Source organism: Peribacillus sp. B2I2 (assembly GCF_041261685.1).
GTDB lineage: Bacteria > Bacillota > Bacilli > Bacillales > DSM-1321 > Peribacillus.
Window position 1 is genome coordinate 2996641 of record NZ_JBGCCB010000001.1, and the last position, 21040, is coordinate 3017680.

Sequence of the window (21040 nt, forward strand, 5' to 3'; positions counted from 1 at the left end):
ATTTATGGCTGAATAATTCTTTTATCATCAGCTGAAAAATTAGCCCTGATATTTCACACAAAAAAGGGCATCCATTATGGACACCTTTTTTGTGTGAAAATAAGCTATATTCGCATAATTAAATGAAGCGCTTTCATATCATTTTGATATGATGCCTTTTAATTTTTCCGCCTGCCCAGTCAATTTCTCTAAGGATTCCTGATACTCTTTTTCTAATTGTTTAATGATGCCGGCAGCGGTATCTATTTTTTTAATCGCCCCTACACCATGACCTGCTGACCAAATATCGCGCCACGCTTTAGAGTCAGATGATTTGGACATGCTGTCAAAGTCGACTTTTTCTTTTTTTGCTAATTGTTCTGGGTCCATGCCTTGCTTTCTGATGCTCGGTTTCAGCATATTGCAATTAACGCCTGAAAATGCATCAGTCAAGATGATGTCATCATGATCAGAATCGACAAGCATTTCACGATATTCATCATTTGCCCTGCTCTCTTTTGCCACGATAAAACGTGTTCCCATATAAGCCAGATCTGCTCCTGCAGCCTGAGCCGCCAAAATACTGTGACCAGTACTAATTGATCCTGCAAGCAAAATGATTCCGTCCCAGAATGTCCTTACGCTGTCAACGAAAGCAAAACTATTTATCTCACCCGCATGACCGCCGGCTCCCGCAGCAACTAAGATCAATCCATCCACACCTGACTCGGCAGCTTTTTTTGCAAATTCCACAGAGCTGACATCCGAAAAGACCAAACCGCCATAGCTATGTACCACATCCACCACATGTTTTGGTGAACCTAATGATGTAATGACAATGGGAGGCTGATGTTTTTTGACCAGTTCCAATTCTTCATCAAGACGGCTATAAGTACGGTGGACAACCATATTCATTGCCCATGGAGCAATCTTTGAGCCTGGTTCTTTCTCCCCTGCTGCATTCAATGTGTCGTTTATGTCACCCATCCATTGATCCAGTACCTCTATTGGCCGCGCGTTCGGCGCTGGAAAAGAGCCAATCACCCCATTCAAACAGCATTCTTTCACTAACTCAGGACCGGATATTAAAAACATAGGTGCTGAGATAACTGGTAAAGATAATTGATTCCACCAATGTTCAGGCAAACTTCTTCTCATCTATGAAACCTCCCATTTTTAATATATTACCAAAATATAACACTACAAGATAATCATACTTCTAAAATACACAATTTTCAAGAAATTAATTCAGGAGCTGAACTTCATCATCATGCAAGCCATTTCATAAAAAACTGTATATGGAAAAGGGCCCATATACAGTATCGATTCAATTTGAAAGCACCCATTTACGAATGGCTTTAGCCACACCGTCTTCTTCGTTGGTTGCTGTCATCCAATCTGCTTTTTCTTTCACAATTTCTTGGGCATTTCCCATTGCCACTCCCACTTTTGCTTCAGAAATCATGGCAAGGTCATTAAGGCTGTCTCCTACCGCCATAACATTATCCATAGTAATATCGAGGAATGAACATACAAGCTTTATCGCTTTCGCTTTATTGACTCCCATGGCATTCACTTCAATATTCGTTGGGCTTGAATTGCTTATTTCAAAAGTTCCTTTTGATAACAGTTCATCCATGATGATTTTGCGGATGCCTTCATCATTTGTATCAAAACCGAATTTAAGCCACTGCGAATCATGGATTTTTTCAGGCATTTCAGCTCTGTAAATATTATCGCAACTAATTGCCCAAAAATGCGTACCATGTTTTTGGCTTAATTCCCACATCCACTGTATGGACTCACTATCGACGATATTCCTTTCCACCAGTTTTCCTTGATTATCGTAAATTTCGCTTCCGTTTACCGTAATGAGGTATGATTGGAGTTCCATTGACTTGGCAAAATCACTGCATGTAGCATAGGATCTTCCCGTGCTCAATACAACAAAAACCCCTTGATTTTCGGCTTCTTTAATCGCTCTCCTATTTTCTTCGGATATTTCTCCTGCAATATTTAGAAGAGTGCCATCCATGTCAAGTGCAACTAATTTAATATCAGGTTTCTTCATTCTTATTCACCCTTCCTTAATCCTTCTTATGTAACTATGTCCATGATAGCTTATTTTGCATGCACATGGAAAGAACGTGAAGTATTGAACAAGCATTACCATGGAGGTTGTGATTTTTCCATTTCCAATTGTAAAATAGGTATTGATGTTTTTATGAATTAGTATATGGAAATGAATGTCGTGAAACAAGGTCACAACATTTTTTGTGACCTTGAGCATCAATCCGGATTCGATTAAATATAAATTTATCCTTATCCGAACACTTTGTATTCTAGAACTCTAAACATTCTCTACTTCCCATCTTTTTCCATTTCATTCAATTCTTTTTTAATCTGACCTTCCCATTTTGGAACACCGTCATTTTCATCAAATTCTATGATGACATCCGTGACTCCTCTTTCCTTGAATATCTCATTAAACAGGCGATCTTTGATGTCATCAGCCTGGGCGATTGAAATATGGGGATCAAGTTCCACTTCAAGTTCAACATGAAAGTCCTCCCCTTCTTTTATTACGGCCAGTTTCTGTATATCCCTTACATCTGGGTCACCCATGACCATAGAACCAATCTTTTGACGCATTTCTATATCCGCTTCCCCAAGAGCGCCTGCAGCATTATCAAGGAAAACCCTTCCAACCACATAGAACATACCGAGACCAATCATGACAGAAGCAACACCTTCCGCTTGAATGAAGGGCGTGAAGTTTGCTAATAAGATGGCAATTATCGCAAGCACTCCACCTCCAGTTGCTACCATATCTTCCATGAATACTAATTTCGTCGCTGGTTTTGCTCTTTTTAAACCAGCAAAACTCTTAAAAATGACGGCTGTACCTTTAGCTTCGATTCCAGTCTCATGCACCACTTCTTTCATCGCTTTAAATAAAACATATGATTCCAACACAACAGCTAACGAAAGAACGGACAAGTTAATAATGATTCCAGTTGATTCTACTGGGTGCAATATGTGATGAAACCCTTCTTTAATGGTTTCATAAGACATGATCCCGACAACCAAAACCGCCCCTAATAAAACGAGGTTAACCAAACGCCCAAAGCCATCAGGGAATCGATCAGTTGGTGACTTTTTACTAAGTGCAGAACCGATGAAGACAAAAAACTGATTCGCAGCATCTCCCAAAGTATGTAAGGTTTCAGCGAACATAGCGACATTTCCTGTCATGAAATAAGCAATTCCCTTTAGCACAGCGATGATACTATTCACACATGCAGCAATGAACGCCGATTTATTACCTTGTTTTAATAAACGGAATAATTCTTTCATATTAATGCCCCCCCTTATCTTTAAATAAATCCATTATCTTAGTGTATTATCCCCAACACTGGAATATATGAAACCACAAAAGGGAAAAACTCCAAACTAAACGAATTCAGAATAACTGGCATTACTATGTTTTTTATATGTTGTATCTCCCACACACGATTATATTCCAGTGTTGGACGCATAAATTCTAATAAGGTCACAAAAAACTCATTCTTTTTATTCGGAACTGATTAATGCGATTTGAGATCCTTACAAAAAAAGGGAGTAAGCAGTTGCTTACTCCCTTTTTAAGCTTCCATCCCCTTTTTCACTAACTTAGATGGATTATTTACTTTATATCGTATTTCTTTATTGTATTTTTTATCGACCACTTTTCCATCAAATTCGATTTCGTCCCCTTCTTCGAGCTCAGCTTTTTTTAATGTCTTGCTATATCCACACCAAGCATCACCGATTGTCAGTTCAGGTTCCGTTGTCACCTTGACATTCTCCAAGAGTATGACTTCATCTTCTTCACCAGTGAAATGGTTCATTTTCGCCGTGAACTCCTTGACAGTTGCGGTGAAATGCACTTTTTCCCCAGGTAAATCCAACTTAGGTTTTGCTGTCGCCTTTTTACTTTTGGTTTTTGCTTTTTTTGGTTCTTCACTTAGCTGATCCGATGTTTCCGTAATTGGGGCTTCCATCACCTGTTCCTCTTCACTTGGAACTGCGGATGTTTCGGAAACCGGTCCGCTCAACAACTCTTTTCCGAAACTGGAGCTTTGCATTTCCTTTAAATAGGAAGGGTTAATGCAACTAAGCTTTCCATTCTCAAATTCAACGACCACCGTGTCAAGACCGTTTCCATATTGTTCATAACCTGCCAATTTGACTTTCCCTTGAAAACTGCCGCTTTTATATAATAGTTCTCTTTTAACCGAACGGGCAGTGAATAATTTCCACTCCATTCCTTTAGCGATATAGTCCGTATCATCTAAAAAAGGGATATACTCTCCTCTTGGTGCGATATAATGAATCAAATCTTCAGCTGGAGTTTCAGCCACAGTCACCACTCCTAATCTTTTCTATAGATTATATTCTAGCAAAGGATTTCAAAGTTGCAAATGAATGAGTTTATCATAATCGAATGTCCCCTCTAAAAATCGTTCAGAAGTGATGGCATTCAGAGTTCCGAACATCTTTCAATTCCCCCCATACAATGAATACCATCTTTTTTAAACTAGAAAAAAGGCTGCTCACTAAGAGCAGCACTTTTATTAGAATAGTCAATCTTTTCTCCTTGGACAAAAACGACTACATCCTTTACCCTTCTTTAACTTGAATTTTTTTTAGTTTACCGTCTTGTTCAGGAGTCATTACATTTTTCTTATGATAAAACAGAAAGTATGACCCTATAACAAGAATCGTGAGAAGGCTTGTAAGAAAGAATTGCAACCGCATGGAATCAATAAATGCTTGAGCAACAAATATAATAAATAATACTGCAATAGTCGCGTAGGTTAAGTAAGGGAATAGCCACATTTTCACTTTAAGTGTTCCGGGATTTTCTTTTTCAGTCTTTTTCCTCAAATACAGATGAGAAAAAGCGATAAATATATACATGATCATAGTGACTCCTCCCGAGCTATTTGCGAGAAAAGCAAACAATTTATCAGGGGAAACAAATTTAAATGTCGTACACACATAAGCAAAGAAAACACATGCCATTAACGCCCAAATCGGGATTCCCCTCTTATTCACACGGGATAGAATTTTCGGTGCATCACCTTTTTTTGCTAAAGAGTATAACATACGTGAGCTTGTATATAGCCCTGAATTCAAAACAGAAAGCAATGATATGAAGATTACAATATTCATAACTTGACCCGCTGCCGGGAGGCCTGCCATATCAAAAACGCTGGCATAGGGGGTTTTCAGTAAATCTTCAGCCCCCTGTGGGATTACGATAACTAAAATAGCCACTGAGCCGACAAAGAAAAGAAGGAGACGCCATACAACAGCGTTTATGGCTTTAATAATATTTTTTTCAGGGTTTTCAGACTCTCCTGCAGCAATGGCAGCAACCTCACTACCCGATAAAGAGAAGGTAATGAATATCACACTAAGGAGGACCGGAAGAAAACCATTTGGAAAAAACCCTCCATTTCCGGTAATATTGGCAAGTCCTGGTGAATCAAATCCAGGAACAAATCCAAAAATCATCGCTGCACCCAGGAATAGGAAGATGACAATGGCTGTCACTTTCATGAAAGCTAACCAGTATTCAAATTCACCATAAGCTTTGACTGAATATATATTCGTAACCATCATTAAAATAGGGAAAGAAAGACTAGCAGCCCACATGGGTATGGCAGGAAACCAATCATGAACCATAGTACCCAATAAAGTTGTTTCTATAGCAATAATGATAACCCAGTTGAACCAGTACAACCAGCCAATCGTATATCCGGCCCAAGGGCCCATTGCCTGATGTGCATATGTTGAAAAGGATCCGCTATCAGGGTTCACCACAGCCATTTCACCCAGCATACGCATGATGAGCACGATCATCAATCCTGCGATTATATACGATATAATAGCACCAGGTCCTGCTGAACCTATTATTGTTCCGCTTCCGATAAATAGTCCTGCCCCAATGACCCCGCCAATAGAAATCATTGTGACATGCCTGGTCTTGAGACCATGTTTCAGTTCATTTGTTTGAAAAGCCACTATTGTCACCATCCTCTAAAACTGTCAATTTAACGTTTTGCAAGCAGAAAACTACTGCTCATGGGTACCCTAGTAGAAATCTTTCATTCAAAAACAATGTTTGCAGTCTATCCCCCTGTTTCACCAATGCTTTTATGAGGCCAAATTTGGTCGTTAAGAAAAAAGTTATATGTATGCTGTAACGCTTATACTATTTACCTTATCCGCTTTTCCCATTTAAACTTCCTCTTTTTCTAACTACAGCCCCTAAACGAAACACGCGAAAAGTATAATGATCCTTGATGGATTTTGCTCTTTTTACTTATTGTTATGTATAAAATATAATTTCACACCCCTGCCATATCTTTCTAAAAGCACCCTCTCTCCAAATAAATTTATACATATTTATAAAAGCAATATCCATGCCAAAAAAAGGATGGTTAGTTCAATAGGATTTAACGCTTTTGTGAATTTAATTTGATTCAATAATGAATCAAAAATTCAATATATGATTCATAAATTAATTATTCCCTCCTTTTGATTCACATTCGAATTAAAAAATGACAATTTAATTGATATCTTTTAAATTATCGACAAAAATTATCGACTGAAAAATTTCAAGGTGGATTATAGGATATTTTTCATAAAATGTGAAAAAATGACTAAGGGGGGCGATAAAAATAAGATGCCAAAATCCAAAATTATGAATTTTGACATCTTCCAAATGGATTTATTTCCACTAAGACTGATTCTTCGTCCGGGATATGCTTCCGCTACTAATCCTAGACCTACTACATGCTTCGGAAAATAAGGATATGTATGAATAAAGCTGTATGTAAAGTCCTGTAGGTTATGTATCAAATCATTATAAAAATTTAGTACTGAACAATTGGGAAATGGATGCTGAATGTGGTCAAATTTTCATTAGAGTCACAATTCATATACCCATCATTACTTTCAATGATCTTTTTACATACGTATAATCCAATTCCCGTTCCTAACTCTTTTGTTGTGACAAAGGGCTCAAAAATAGATTCGATCAATTCACTGGCAATGGCCGGTCCATTATTAGAAATTCGAATTATTCTTTCATTCGCCTCAATTAAAGAGTTTATCCTCAAAATTCTAGGGTGTTCCCTATCCTTTAAAGCATCAATGGAATTAATGAAAAGATTCAAGAACACTTGTTTTAACCCATCCTTGCTCGCTGTCATGACTAAGTTTGGATAAATATCTATTTCCACATTAACGCTGGCATCCACAATATTCGCATAAGTCAATTCTTGTATTTCTTCAATTAACTTTAATACGGAAATTTCCTCTCTTTGTTCCTCATTAAAATCAGATTTGGAGGTATGGAGGAATTGGGTTATCCTGAAATTCAACTGATTTAATTCATAATCAATGATATCCAAATATTTCAACCCTGGATTCTCCCGCTTCAATAATTTATTGAACCCCATGATAGCTGTAAGCGGGTTTCGGAACTCATGTACAAAGCTTGATGATATCTGTCCCAGTACCGCTAATTTATCTTTGTGGTTTTCACTTATATAAGACTTTTTTTCCTCAATCACTTCATTTGTTAGATTCGTATATCTCGTTACTGCATGATAGCTGAACGAATCAAAGTGCAAGTTAATGTCATTAATGAATTTCTGCATATAATAAATGGGGATATTCGTCCCAAAAACATTTCTGATTATGATATTTCTCCCTAAATTGATATTATATAGAAAATCCCCGATGTTAATATTTGCTTCAAGACGTTCTTTTGCAACCTGGTAAGCCAACCTTATCAGCACGTCTTCCGACAATGCCTCCTTGAACGTTTGGATGACCAGTGAGTACATCCCATATCCATTTTCTTTAACTTTTTCTTTGTAGGGGTCTATTTCATTGATCTTAATGGTCTCGTTCCATTCATTTAAAAACAAAGATTCATTTTCTTCCAGATATCGAATCAAAACATTTTTATACTCCTTATGTTCAGATGACAACTCCATACTATTGACCACACATCCCCTTGCGGAATTTTAGATACTATATCAATAACATCATTCTATATGAGATTTTGATTTCCTGCACTTCATTATTTATTGTTTTGAAGATGAAAAGTAGCTTGTAAGGAGACAAGGTTTGCTGGTCCGCATATAGTTGCTTGCGATAACAAAGAAACGACCAAATCAGGTCAGAGATTTTCATAAAAAGGAAACTCTTCATTCCTGCTTTTTATATCCTAAGAATCTCTTACTTTTTGAAAGTTCATTCCGTATTTTTTCATTTTTCTATAAAGTGTATTTCGGCCGATATCAAGTTGTTTTGCGGCGTTACTGATATTTCCATTTGTTCGTTCCAAGGCATTCCTGATAAGTTTGGTTTCTTGTTCTTGAAAGTTTCTTGGTTCTCGATCGGCATTTGCCTTTTCTTCAAGTGTAATGGAAGAAACAGGGCAAAGTGCCTCGAGTAAGTCCCTTGTAATCGGACCATTATCAGCTAGGAATGCAGCCTGTCCGAGCACGTTTTGCAATTCACGGAAATTTCCTGGCCACGAATATTCCAAAATGAATGTTTTAGCTTCGTGGGTTAATTCGGTATGTTCGCTCTTATATGCTAAACCTTCTAAAATGTATTCTGCTAACAGTAATAAATCTTTACGACTCCTGAGATTTGGAAGTTTTAACGATAATCCACACAGGCGAAAAAATAGATCGGCACGGAATTCCCCTGCTTCAATTTCTTTTTGTAAGTCTTTGTTTGTGGCGGCAATGACCCTTACATCGATTGGAATGGAAGCATGTCCACCGACACGGGTCACACATCTTTCCTGAAGCACGCGAAGCAGAGTCGCTTGAGCTGGAAGCGGCATGTCCCCGATTTCATCCAAAAACAGGGTTCCGCCATCAGCAGCTTCGAACTTCCCCTTATGTCCGCCGCTTTTTGCGCCAGTAAAGGCACCCTTTTCATACCCGAATAACTCACTTTCCAATAAGTTTTCGGGTATTGCACTGCAGTTGATCGCGATGAACGGTTTATCGCTTCTTAAGCTAACCCCATGAATGGATTGAGCGAACAGTTCTTTTCCCGTTCCACTTTCTCCAGTGATTAGAAGACTGATATCAAGTGTTGCTGCCCTTTTGGCAATGGATATGGTTTGATTCATTTGTGGATCATTACTGATTATATCGGTAAATTGATATCGATTAGTTAAACCATCATTCAATTTTTGTTTTTTTAGCCGTAGGATCACGGAGGACTGATTTTCTATATTTTTACCAAGGGTCTGAACTGTGTATTCCTGGTCTTTTATTGAAATCTTCTGTTCTAAAACAAGCGGGTCTAATCTTGATATTATATTCGGTATCGGTTTTTTCAATGTGCCAATAACTTTGGACGCCGCAATGTTGAGATTTGTAACTTTCCCCTCTTTATCAAGGGTGATTAGAGGATCAGGGTATTGATCAAATATAAAATAAAGGTTTTTCTCCCTTTTTTGAGAATGTGACAATAAGAGTGCTTGTTTGATGCTATCAGCCACCCTCTGAACCAGGCTAATGGAAAAAGGATGATAATTCTGTTGATGGCTGCTTAAATTCAAGACACCAAGCAGATGCCCATCAGGGTGATAAATGGGGGAAGCGGCACAAGTAAGGAAATGGTTATCCTGATGAAAGTGTTGATTGCCATGAATCAATACGGGTTTTTTCTCTATAATGGCTGTTCCTATTGCATTTGTCCCTTTTGATTCCTCTAGCCAATTGGCCCCTTTTCTGAGGGAAACATTATCTGCATGCCGAACGAAAGCTGGATCGCCAACTGTTTCGATGATATAACCTTCAGGAGCAGCAAGTAATAAAATGGACTCCAAGCCATTAATCGAGCTATGAACTTCCTCTAAAATGGGGGAAGAATGGTACAGCAGTTCTGCATATTGATCGTGGTATTCGGCCAACTCAAATGCGCCAAGCATATCTTCCTTATCCATCGTGCTAGGCTGAAGTCCTTTTGAATGGCACCGCTTCCATGATTCTTGAATAAATGCCGGAACGGTTCCTTTATCCGCGCTAATATTAATAGACATTGAATAAGTCCTCCCGTATGTAAAATCCAGTAAACGGCCACTGTTTTTCGATTCAATTTCAATTAGGCAACTCTAAACAATCTTCAGTTTAAGAGTATTAAGGGTTAATCCATATAATTTAATTATAACAGAAAATTCAGATATCCACCAAAATGAAAATTGCCTTTTTGCCAAGTATTAAACGTTTTTGGTCCATACTGGAACACCTAACTGTTCCAAAGTGGAACAGTTAGGTGACTTCCTTCGATCCAATTCCCTTGATTTTATTGGTTTTTTATTATTGGCATAAGTCTTGCATAATTACATGATGAGTAATTGATTCCTTTTTGATAAGGGGGGGAAAGAACCAAGTAAGTCGAAAGCCTTGTATTCCGTTGGGTAGTGTTTTCCTTATGCAACAGATCAGCCAATGGGAAATTCTTATTGAAGACATAAGCATATGCCTGATCCATTTACTTAGAGAACGCAATTGTCCGGACAGATTTTCATGATCGAACTTTAATATGAAAAGGGGTATTATACATGGAACAAACTATTAAACTTAATCCGCGAGTGCAAGAATTCTTAAAGGGCACTAAAAAGCTATTGATCAATGGGGAATTGGTGGAAGCTGCTTCAGGAAAAACCTTTGAGACTCTCGATCCTTCAAATGGGAAGGTTCTGGCCATTGTGAGTGAAGCAGGACCAGAAGATGTAGATAAAGCAGTCAAAGCAGCCCGCAAGGCTTTCGACAACGGTCCCTGGAAAAAAATGAGTGCATCGGAACGCAGTCGCCTCATTTATAAGTTAGCGGACCTCATGGAGGATCATAAAGAAGCGTTAGCACAATTAGATACCCTGGATAATGGTAAGCCAATTGGTGAAACCACTAATGCCGACGTCCCCCTCGCCATTGATCACTTCCGTTATTATGCTGGATGGACCACTAAGATAGTGGGTCAAACAATTCCTGTTGCAGGAAATTACTTTAATTATACCCGTCATGAAGCAGTTGGAGTGGTAGGACAAATCATCCCTTGGAATTTCCCCCTTCTTATGGCAGCATGGAAATTAGGTGCATCCCTTGCAACCGGATGTACGATCGTTTTAAAACCAGCGGAGCAAACGCCGCTTTCAGCATTATATTTAGGGCAATTGGCGCTTGAAGCCGGTTTTCCTCCTGGTGTTCTTAATGTCATACCTGGATTCGGGGAAACAGCAGGATCACCGCTTGTAGACCATCCTGATGTCGATAAAATTGCCTTTACTGGTTCAACCTCAGTAGGGAAAATGATCATGCGCCAAGCTTCGGGAACCGTGAAAAAAATCTCGTTGGAATTAGGCGGGAAATCACCTAATATCATTTTACCGGATGCAGATATGAGTAAAGCCATTCCTGGAGCTTTAATGGGCATCATGTTTAATCAAGGACAAGTTTGCTGTGCCGGTTCCCGCCTGTACATTCAAAAGAAATCCTATGATAACGTGGTAGCTGACTTAGTGTCCCATGCAAAAAACATTAAACAAGGGGCCGGTCTTGATCCATCTACCCAGATAGGTCCTTTGGTATCCAGTGAACAAATGGAAAGAGTCGGCGGTTATATTGAAAAAGGAAAGTCTGAAGGAGCTGAAGTGGTTACCGGGGGTAATTACGGACAAGGAGAGGGTTATTTTGTAACTCCTACAATATTTGCAGGCGTTGAAGACGAAATGACAATCGCTAAAGAGGAAATCTTCGGTCCTGTTGTAGCTGCGATGCCTTTTGACGATTTGGATGATGTGATAAACCGTGCAAATAACTCAGAATATGGATTGGCTGCAGGTTTATGGACACAGGATGTAAAAAAAGCCCATTATATGGCTAATGAATTAAAAGCAGGTACAGTTTGGGTAAACTGCTATAACGCATTTGATGCAGCTTCCCCATTTGGCGGTTATAAACAAAGTGGAATCGGTCGGGAAATGGGCAGTTATGCTTTGGATAATTATACGGAAGTCAAAAGTGTATGGATTAACTTAAACTAATAAATAGGGTGAATGCTCCATATGCTCATTTGGCTAAGATATCATGATTGAAGTGCATGTTATCGTTTGCTAATTCGCAAAAGGATGTACCAAAGTGCGGACTTTGGTACATCCTTTTTCTTGTTTTGTACTTATATGACATAGACAAAAAGAAGAGACCTTTCATTTTCGAAAGGTCTCTTTAGGCTAATTACCCATTACGTTCGATTTGCATTTTTTCTCTGTTTGCTTTTTCTTTTTCGATATTTTTCTGTCTTGAAATCCCGGCTACCAGGATTCCAATTACCACTATTGCTTCAAATCCATATTTAATGAAGGGATTTGTAAAGTAGTCGTGCATGAAAGGTTCAGCTACGATCATTTTAGAAGCTGTCCAGCCTAGTATTCCCGCACCAATTATTATGATGAATGGGAAGCGTTCGATCAGTTTCAGGATCAAAGTGCTTCCATACATCACTACTGGAATTGATACAAGTAAACCGATCACCACTAAAGTGAAGTTACCATGAGAAGCACCTGCAACCGCTAGGACATTGTCCAATCCCATCAATGCATCTGCAATAATGATAGTTTTTATGGCAGCCCACATAGAGTCTGCAGGCTTCAAATCATGTTCTTCTTCATCGATAAGGAGCTTATAAGCAATCCATACAAGAAGTAATCCCCCTATTAAATGCAGTCCTGGCACCTCTAAGAGCCAAACAACCAGCAGCGTTGCGATGATCCTTATCACTATTGCCCCGACCGCTCCCCATATTATCACCTTTTTTTGCTGATCTTTTGGAAGCTTTCTTGCAGCCAATCCAATAAGGATCGCATTATCACCGGCTAGAACCAAATCTATCATAATGATCGCTAAAAGTCCTGAAATAAATTCACCTGTTAAAAAATCCAACACATTTTCCTCCTTTATACAAAAATAAAGAGACCTCTGCCATTTATGGCAAAGGTCTCGCTAAGCACTAAATGAATTAGGCCAATAAAGCCGGTGGAATCCCACGTAATGACGACTTTATTTCAGGTTATCCCTGACGCTACTCCCCTTCACGGGAATAAAGAATATGTAATTCTTTTGATATCTTCCCTTAGGAATCTACCAAGAAAAAATATCACTAATCCAGTATACCAAAATTACAAATAAAATAAAGTAAAAAATAAGAGATTGGAATAATATTCATGAACTTTACCTAGCCCATCACCTTTCAACGGATAATTTCAGTCAATCATCCCTTCTAGTTTTAGGCATAATTCGTTTCCTAGGTTTTTGATATAACCCAAATCCTTCCCCCATAGATATTGATTACTTAAGATGGCCTCTATCAATTGTAAAAGTGAAATATCTCTACTCTCATAACGAAGCCAATGTTCCCTAAAAAATTCAATTGTCTTTATATCGTCTTTAACGACATATTCTTTACCCGTAAAGCTTTTACCTATATAATTCCCATTCACTTCGTAAACCTTATAAAATCGGATCAGGCCCGAGAAACCTCGTACGATGCAGTCAGGCAGGCTACCTTTCGCCTTATAATATTCCTCTAAAGTTGGCAGGAGACGAACCCTGAATTTCGAAATGCTATTCAGCGAAATATCGGCAAGGAGGTGATGTACATAGGGATTCATAAATCGTTCAAGAACGCTTTTCCCATATAGCATCATCTCATTATGAGCAAAAGGTAATGTAGGGATTATTTCCTCTTCGATGGCCATGCTCAAGTATCTGTAGAAATCCGGATGATCGATTGCCTGTTTTACTTCTACCAATCCAGATAAAATGCCTAGAGGAGCCATCAAGGTATGTGAACCATTAAGAATCCGTACTTTTCTCATTTGATAAGGTACTAAATCTTTAACCCAACGCACATTTAATCCGGCTTTTTGTAAAGGTAGACGTTCATCAATAGAAGGGTCACCTTCAATAGCCCATAAATGATAGGGTTCAGCCGTATTTAGGAGAGTATCCTTATATTCCCATTCCTCAAATAGTTTTTCCGACTCATTAGCCGGGAATCCTGTTACGATACGGTCTACAAGCGAGTTTAAAAATAGGTTGTCCTGGTCCACCCACTCCATGAATGGCTTTGGTAAACCCCAATCACTGCCATGCTTGAGAACACATTCCTTCAATGAATCACCATTTCTCTCTAAAAGCTCACAAGGTAGCATGATGAGTCCTTTTTCCGCATCACCGTTGAAATGCAGATAACGCCGATATAAAAATGCAGTCAGTTTTCCTGGAAAAGATTCAATCGGCACTCCTTCTTCCAAAGGAATCGGCTGATATTTGATTCCTGCTTCGGTCGTGTTGGAAACTACAAATTCCAATGCAGGGTTTTCGGATAATGTTAAAAATTCCATCCATTCATCATAAGGATCAATTACCTTTGAAAAAACAGAAATGATCTCTGGATGTTCCACTTTCTCACCTTGGTGGAAACCCCTTAACATTAATGTATACAGTCCATCTTGCCGCTTTAGTTCCTCTATTTTCCCTTTTCCAGCGGGACGAGGCTGGGTAACAGCAATACTTCCCAGGAAATGGCCTTGTTTATTACATTCATATATCATCCAATCAAAGAAGCCGCGGAGAAAATTCCCCTCCCCAATCTGCAATACCTTTATGGGAAAATCCATCATATGTTGATTTTGGACAGCTTTTGTATCTTTACTCAGACTCTTCAGGTGACCTTTATTCATGTACATGACCAAAAAACTCCTTTCTCATAGGAATATCCAATTCGGAATACAATTTCAAGTGGTAGTCCTTACGACCTGAAACCTTAAACTTATATTTCAACAATGGCCTTGATCACTTTAGCTTCAGGAGTTAACCACCCTTCAAACTGATTGATCATTTCATCCATATGTGTGCGGTGTGTAATATACTGACTCATATCCAACTTATCATTTTTCAGCGTATTTACGACATAGTCAAAGTCATCCCTTGTTGCATTACGGCTTCCCATTAATGTAAGCTCTTTACTGTGGAATTCAGGATCATTAAAGGAAATATCCGCTTTAACCAAACCTACATATATCAATCTTCCGCCGTGAGCAGGGAATTTAAATGAATCCATCATTGATTTAGCATTACCTGTCGCATCAAATACGACGCTGGGCATATCTCCATTTGTCAATTCAGCTAATTTCTCCATTGGATTCTCCAATACGTTCAAAGAATAATCGACATTTGCCCATTTGCCAGCAAACGCAAGGCGTTCATCATTTACATCCATTGCGATCACCTTCGCACCCTGTTCCTTAGCGAATGCCATGACTCCCAAACCAATTGGACCAGCACCAATTACAAGTGCAAATTCCCCTTTATGAATAGCAGCCCGTCTGACCGCGTGGGCCCCTATACTTAAAGGCTCTATCATTGCCGATTGGTCAAGTGTAAGACCCTCGGTTTTCACCAAATGATCATAAGGAACCGTAATCCATTCACACATACCGCCTTCCTTATGTACACCCAACACTTTCATATCCGTACAGCAATTCGTTTTTCCATTTCTGCATGCGATGCATTTTCCACATTCCATATAGGGAATGATTGATACTTGATCCCCGACATTCAATCCTGATGCGTTCTCCGGTAGGGATTCAATATAACCGGATAGTTCATGGCCAAGTATTCGAGGATAGCTAAAAAAGGGTTGATTACCTCCATATGCATGAATATCAGTACCGCATATTCCTATGCGCCGCACACGAATCAAAGCTTCCCCCGGGTTTGGAACTGGTTTTTCCGACACGATCATCTTAAATTCAAAAGGTTGTTCACAAACGATAGTCTTCACTGATTAACACTCCTTTTTTATGAGATATGTATTAAAGAATGACTCCTTCTTTAAAGATGCTTATCTCCTTATAACCGAATTTTTCATTATTCGTTTTCTTTTTACCGGATGAAAGTTCAAGGATGTATTGGAATAAATCGTCCTTTAATTCATCGATCTTTTGACCTTCAATTAACCGCCCTGCATTATAATCAATCCAGTGCTTTTTACGATCGGCCAATTCTGAATTCGTAGCTATTTTTACAGTTGGCACCGGACCGCCAAAAGGTGTTCCCCTTCCTGTGGTGAATAGAACGATATGTGCGCCCGCTGCTGCCAAGGCCGTCACCGAAATCAGGTCATTCCCGGGAGAATTGATCAAATTCAATCCATGCTTCACTACTCGTTCACCATATGGGCTTACATCCACTACAGTGGCATGGCCCCCTTTTTGCGTGCATCCAAGTGATTTTTCCTCCAGTGTACTTATGCCGCCCTCCTTGTTTCCAGGTGAAGGGTTTTCATAAATTTCCTGATCATGGCGGATGAAATACTGTTTGAAATCATTAATAAGGCCAACGATTTTATTAAAGGTTTCTTCATCCTTAGCCCTGTTCATTAATATCGTTTCCGCTCCAAACATCTCAGGAACCTCTGTCAATATCGTGGTACCGCCTTGTTCTACTATAAGGTCGGAAACCGCACCAACCAATGGATTAGCGGTAATGCCTGAAAAACCATCGGAACCCCCGCACTTCAAGCCTATTTTCAACTTTGAAACCGGTACGGGCATTCGTACGAACCCTTCCGCATATTCCACTAATTCTCCCATTAAACGTAAGCCGATCTCTAATTCATCATCAACCTCTTGGGCTTTTAAAAATTTAATTCGATTTGGAGGAAATTCGCCTATTACTTCTTTAAATGCCTCGATTTGATTGTTCTCACATCCCAATCCTACAACCAAAACCCCGGCTGCATTCGGATGTTGAGCCAAGGCCGCTAATAGCTTTTGGGTATGGGTCAAATCATCTCCTAATTGAGAACAACCGTAGGGATGGGAAAAATTATGAACCCCATCAATTTGGCGATCTTTAAACTGCTCATTGCCCATTTTAGCTAGAACTTCACATGTTTTATTGATGCAACCGACCGTGTTGATGATCCAGATTTCATTCCGGATACCCACTTCCCCATTTTCACGGATAAATCCTTGGAAGGTATGATTTTGACTTGGCTCTTCTGTATCTTGAATGCTAGGTTTATAGGAATAATCCAATATACCCTTCAAACCGGATGCTAGATTATGGGTGTGAACCCAATCCCCTATGGAGATATCTTCTTTAGCTTTTCCGATAGAGTAGCCAAATTTGATTACGTCCCCCCCTCGTTTTACCGGTTTCACTGACATCTTATGCCCTTTAGGAATGTCATCACTTGCCTTTATATGGATCATACCGCTGTCTTCTGTTTGAATCTGGAGGCTCTGTCCTTTATGAATCTCCTCCAAGGAAATAACCACATCATCATTTGAATGCAATTGAACAAATTTATTCATTTTGTCCCCTCCTTATCATGGGTGATGACGTTCAAAGAGCAAACGTCAATACGTTTAGAAAGCCCTTTCATTTTTGTGTTTAAATATACTTTCTATTGAATCTATTATCATTTTAACATCAATATTTGAAATATAAATTGCATATTTTGCTATAAATATACTCATTCTTGTTGTATTATATTTTCAGGAGCTGAACGAAATGAAAAAAACCCATAATCCATTAGAACATGATTTACTCTTCCCATTTTCTTTTGTCTATCAAGATACTAAAAGTCCTCAGACTGAATTGTCAGATCATATGCACGACCATTATGAAATTGTTTATGTTTATAACGGTAATGGGACCTTTTTTATCGGTGATGTGTTTTATGATATGCAGCAAGGGGATGTATTCCTGATCCCGAATAATACCATTCATAGGGCATTACCCAACAAGGACGATCCTGTTACCTCCACCATTATCTTTTTCAGTCCAACATTAATATATAAAGATATGGTTGATGATTCTTTTTCATATTTACATTTGTTTGACCTAACAAAAAAGAGTAAGAATTATAAAATATCCTTGCCGCAAAAGAAACAAGTAAAGATTGAAGAACAGCTCCAACTCATCCTGCAAGAGTCAACTAGCCATTCAATGGGTTCGAGACATGCTTGTTTGCTGGTCGTTCACCAAATCATACTTGATTTATACCGTACCCGGATAAATGACAAACAAGATTTTACTGAGGGCAAAAGCTATAGTTCAGAATGGATCAAAGATATCTTAATTTATATTAATGACCATTTGGGTGAACCATTATCTTTGACGGTACTTGCACACAAAGCATTGGTCAGTCCCGCTCATTTCAGCAGAGTTTTTAAGGAAACGACTGGAATTGGGTTAATCGTGTATTTAAATACGAAAAGGATCATCAAGGCAAAGGAACTATTACTGGAAACGAATCACACCATTGCCAATATTGCTGAAATGTGTGGTTTTGAAAGCATGCCACAATTTTATCGTACCTTTAAAAAATACAATGATAAGACACCTGCTGCATTTCGCAAAGAAAATCGTATGGGGCTAGGATGGTAAAATTCATGTCTGATAAACATGGAAAAATATCGATCGATTAAAAATGGAAGTGTCTTCCCTTGATATTTCCTTTGGGAGACACTTCCATTCTAACAATCTATTACGCAGGCTTTCCTATCGGTTGTACAAAACGGATGACTGCAAGCGATGCAACGATGGCCAATCCACCTGCAAGCAAGAATGCAACTGTGTATGTGCCTGAGGTATCGACAATATATCCTGTTAAAGTCGGTCCGATGATTCCTGCTGTATTTGCCAAGAAATGCATAAAACCTCCAACAGATCCAACATTACCAGGGTCGACAACATCGTTGACGATTGCCCAGTAAATGGCACCAGTCAAATATAGGAAGAAGACGGAAAGTGCGACAAGTGTAACCGCACTGAGCGTTGTGGATACAAGTCCGGCAAAACCGATACATACCGCCGATAAGAACAAGCATGTTACAAGTACGAGCTTACGTGAGAATAAAACACCTTTTTGAGCGAATTTTTTAAAAAAGAAATCCGACACGAATCCACCCAAAGCAAGTCCGATGAATCCAAAAATCCAAGGAATCACTGTAATGATACTCATATTTTCTACACTTAGGCCACGTGCATCCACCAAATAGCTTGGGAACCAAGTTAAGAAAAAGAAGAGAATATAGTTGTAAGAAAAAAAGGCTAGAGCTGTAAATAAAACCGTTTTTTGTTTTAAATAAAAGGTGAATTTCACCTTTTCTTCCGATGTTGCCGCTACATAAGATTTCCCCGTAAGTTTCTGTTCTTTTGACTCTTCTGGTTTTTCTTTAATGAATTTCCACCAGCAAATCGCCCATATAAGACCAATCACCATAATGGCAATGAAAGAAACTCTCCATCCATATGAGATCGCAATAAATCCAACTATTGGACCTGCAATTGCGCCACCAAGCGGTGTCCCGCTATTCGTTAAACCAACGATAGATGCCCGCTGATTCGCTGGGAACCAGTTATTAACCATTTTATTGATTGTTGCCGAAAGAGGACCTTCGCCCATCCCAAACAGTATGCGGATGACTATCATACTCGCAAAACCGACAGCAAGTACAAGTGCACCACTGAATAAAGACCAAACGATCATCGCAACAAAAAGCGTTAGCTTCGCACCCCATCTATCGGACGCCATTCCTCCAAGGAAGTTGAAGATGGCATATCCAACAGAAAAGCTACTAAAGATAATTCCCATCTGTGTTGCAGTTAAAGATAAATCATCTTGGATGAACGGAGCCGCAATGGACAGTGCAGATCGGTCCAGATAATTTATTACCCCTGCCAAGAACAAGAAAACGATGACCATTCCTCTACCATTTGAAAACATAAAGTACCCCCCTATACGCTTCAATAAATGCAGACGCATTTTTGGAAACGTTTCCATTTAATAACCAAGAGTAAAGCCTATATGACCTATAACTAAATCGGTTTAGAATTCCCGCAATTAAGCGCTTTCTTTTTCACGGGAATTCTTACATCCGGTTCTAACAAGAATTCCTTGAAAGCAAAGTCGGTTTCAAGCGATGGACACTTGTATCCTCATTTCCTGTTTTATTGATTTGACTAAGCAGTAACTCTGCTGCCAAGTTGGCCATTTCAATGGCTGGCTGATTAACCGTTGTGATGGTCGGTGTATAGAAACTGGCATACGGTACATCATCGATTCCTATGACCGCTATGTCATCAGGTATGTTGATTTCGTGCTGTTTCATATAACGCAATACCTCATTAAGGACGATATCATTTCCTGCCAATATGGCTTGAGGCGGCTTTACCAATTCGAAAAATTCTGAAAGTGCATTCGGAATTTCATCTACGTTCACTGTTTTAATATATTCAGAATTGAATGGTATCCCATGTGACGCGAGTGAATCCTTGTACCCTTGGATCCGTTCGATTCGGGGACTGATATCGCGTATTATTGAAGTGGTCATGATTGCAATGTTTTCAAAACCCCTTTCAACAAACCGATCAATGGCTAACTTGGAAGCAAGGTGATTATCGAGCATGACTGTTGCAATATTTAATTCCTCGATCGTCCTATCCATGAAAACAATCGGGAATTGATCACTCTTCATCCGTTTATATAAATCCAGATTATCCCCTGTGGGAAAAATGATGATCCCATCCACTTGTTTAGCTCTTAGCATTTCAATATAATTCTTTTCCTTTTCAGGATTATCATCTGCATTGCATACGATAATATGGAACCCTTGTTCATAAAAGTAGTTTTCTATAGCTCTAATAACTTGCGTTGAAAACGTATGAAGGATGTTGGCAACCACTACCCCAACTGTAAAAGTGGATTTTTGTTTTAAACTGCGCGCAATTATATTAGGCTGATAATTTAACTCTTCTATAGTTTCTTCAATTTTTTTCCTGGTTTTTTCACTCATATATTCGTATCGCTTGTTCAGGTATTGGGAAACCGTGCTTTTTGATACTTTCGCGTGATTGGCGACATCAGTAATTGTAATGGTTTTCATTTTCATTCA

Annotated in this window: 15 protein-coding genes; 2 read left to right on the forward strand and 13 right to left on the reverse strand. The window is 39.0% G+C overall.

Annotation, left to right across the window (positions count from 1 at the left end):
* Positions 1 to 138: 138 nt before the first annotated feature.
* From ABIE66_RS14780 to ABIE66_RS14810, 7 genes are all read right to left on the reverse strand, one after another.
* Positions 139 to 1137, reverse strand: coding sequence for an NAD(P)H-dependent flavin oxidoreductase (locus ABIE66_RS14780; RefSeq protein WP_289316224.1), 999 nt, complete (start codon positions 1135 to 1137; stop codon positions 139 to 141).
* Positions 1138 to 1306: 169 nt separating this feature from the next.
* Positions 1307 to 2050, reverse strand: coding sequence for a Cof-type HAD-IIB family hydrolase (locus ABIE66_RS14785; protein ID WP_289325254.1), 744 nt, complete (start codon positions 2048 to 2050; stop codon positions 1307 to 1309).
* Between the two features lie 290 nt (positions 2051 to 2340).
* On the reverse strand, positions 2341 to 3336 hold the full coding sequence (locus tag ABIE66_RS14790) for a cation diffusion facilitator family transporter (protein ID WP_370015256.1): 996 nt from the start codon (positions 3334 to 3336) through the stop codon (positions 2341 to 2343).
* A 287-nt stretch (positions 3337 to 3623) separates the two neighbouring features.
* Positions 3624 to 4382, reverse strand: coding sequence for a hypothetical protein (locus tag ABIE66_RS14795; protein WP_289325256.1), 759 nt, complete (start codon positions 4380 to 4382; stop codon positions 3624 to 3626).
* Positions 4383 to 4641: 259 nt separating this feature from the next.
* Entirely contained in the window at positions 4642 to 6060 is a 1419-nt protein-coding gene (locus tag ABIE66_RS14800) for an amino acid permease (protein ID WP_289327325.1), read from the reverse strand.
* Between the two features lie 845 nt (positions 6061 to 6905).
* Positions 6906 to 8036, reverse strand: a complete 1131-nt coding sequence (locus ABIE66_RS14805) for a histidine kinase N-terminal domain-containing protein (protein WP_289325257.1) — start codon at positions 8034 to 8036, stop codon at positions 6906 to 6908.
* A gap of 233 nt (positions 8037 to 8269) precedes the next feature.
* Complete coding sequence (locus ABIE66_RS14810) at positions 8270 to 10111, reverse strand: sigma-54-dependent Fis family transcriptional regulator (protein WP_370015257.1); 1842 nt, start codon at positions 10109 to 10111, stop codon at positions 8270 to 8272.
* 522 nt (positions 10112 to 10633) lie between these two features.
* Between ABIE66_RS14810 and ABIE66_RS14815 the strand changes: the two genes are divergently transcribed.
* Positions 10634 to 12115, forward strand: coding sequence for an aldehyde dehydrogenase family protein (locus tag ABIE66_RS14815; RefSeq protein ID WP_370015259.1), 1482 nt, complete (start codon positions 10634 to 10636; stop codon positions 12113 to 12115).
* 190 nt (positions 12116 to 12305) lie between these two features.
* Here ABIE66_RS14815 and ABIE66_RS14820 read toward each other — a convergent pair whose 3' ends face one another.
* From ABIE66_RS14820 to ABIE66_RS14835, 4 genes are all read right to left on the reverse strand, one after another.
* A complete protein-coding gene (locus ABIE66_RS14820; protein WP_370015261.1) occupies positions 12306 to 13010 on the reverse strand; it encodes a TerC family protein in 705 nt (234 codons plus the stop codon).
* 320 nt (positions 13011 to 13330) lie between these two features.
* Positions 13331 to 14818 carry a tagaturonate reductase gene (locus tag ABIE66_RS14825; protein WP_370015262.1) on the reverse strand — a complete coding sequence of 496 codons (1488 nt, stop codon included), beginning with the start codon at positions 14816 to 14818 and terminating at the stop codon, positions 13331 to 13333.
* Between the two features lie 83 nt (positions 14819 to 14901).
* Entirely contained in the window at positions 14902 to 15915 is a 1014-nt protein-coding gene (locus ABIE66_RS14830; protein ID WP_370015263.1) for a zinc-binding alcohol dehydrogenase family protein, read from the reverse strand.
* A 31-nt stretch (positions 15916 to 15946) separates the two neighbouring features.
* Positions 15947 to 17452, reverse strand: a complete 1506-nt coding sequence (locus ABIE66_RS14835) for a UxaA family hydrolase (protein WP_370015264.1) — start codon at positions 17450 to 17452, stop codon at positions 15947 to 15949.
* Positions 17453 to 17651: 199 nt separating this feature from the next.
* On the opposite strand from ABIE66_RS14835, the gene ABIE66_RS14840 reads away from it, so the two are divergent.
* Entirely contained in the window at positions 17652 to 18530 is an 879-nt protein-coding gene (locus ABIE66_RS14840) for a helix-turn-helix domain-containing protein (RefSeq protein ID WP_370015266.1), read from the forward strand.
* A gap of 100 nt (positions 18531 to 18630) precedes the next feature.
* Here ABIE66_RS14840 and ABIE66_RS14845 read toward each other — a convergent pair whose 3' ends face one another.
* A complete protein-coding gene (locus ABIE66_RS14845) occupies positions 18631 to 19872 on the reverse strand; it encodes an MFS transporter (RefSeq protein ID WP_289325265.1) in 1242 nt (413 codons plus the stop codon).
* A gap of 157 nt (positions 19873 to 20029) precedes the next feature.
* Positions 20030 to 21031 (reverse strand): LacI family DNA-binding transcriptional regulator, encoded by a 1002-nt coding sequence (locus ABIE66_RS14850; protein ID WP_370015267.1) that lies wholly within the window; start codon positions 21029 to 21031, stop codon positions 20030 to 20032.
* Positions 21032 to 21040 lie beyond the last annotated feature (9 nt).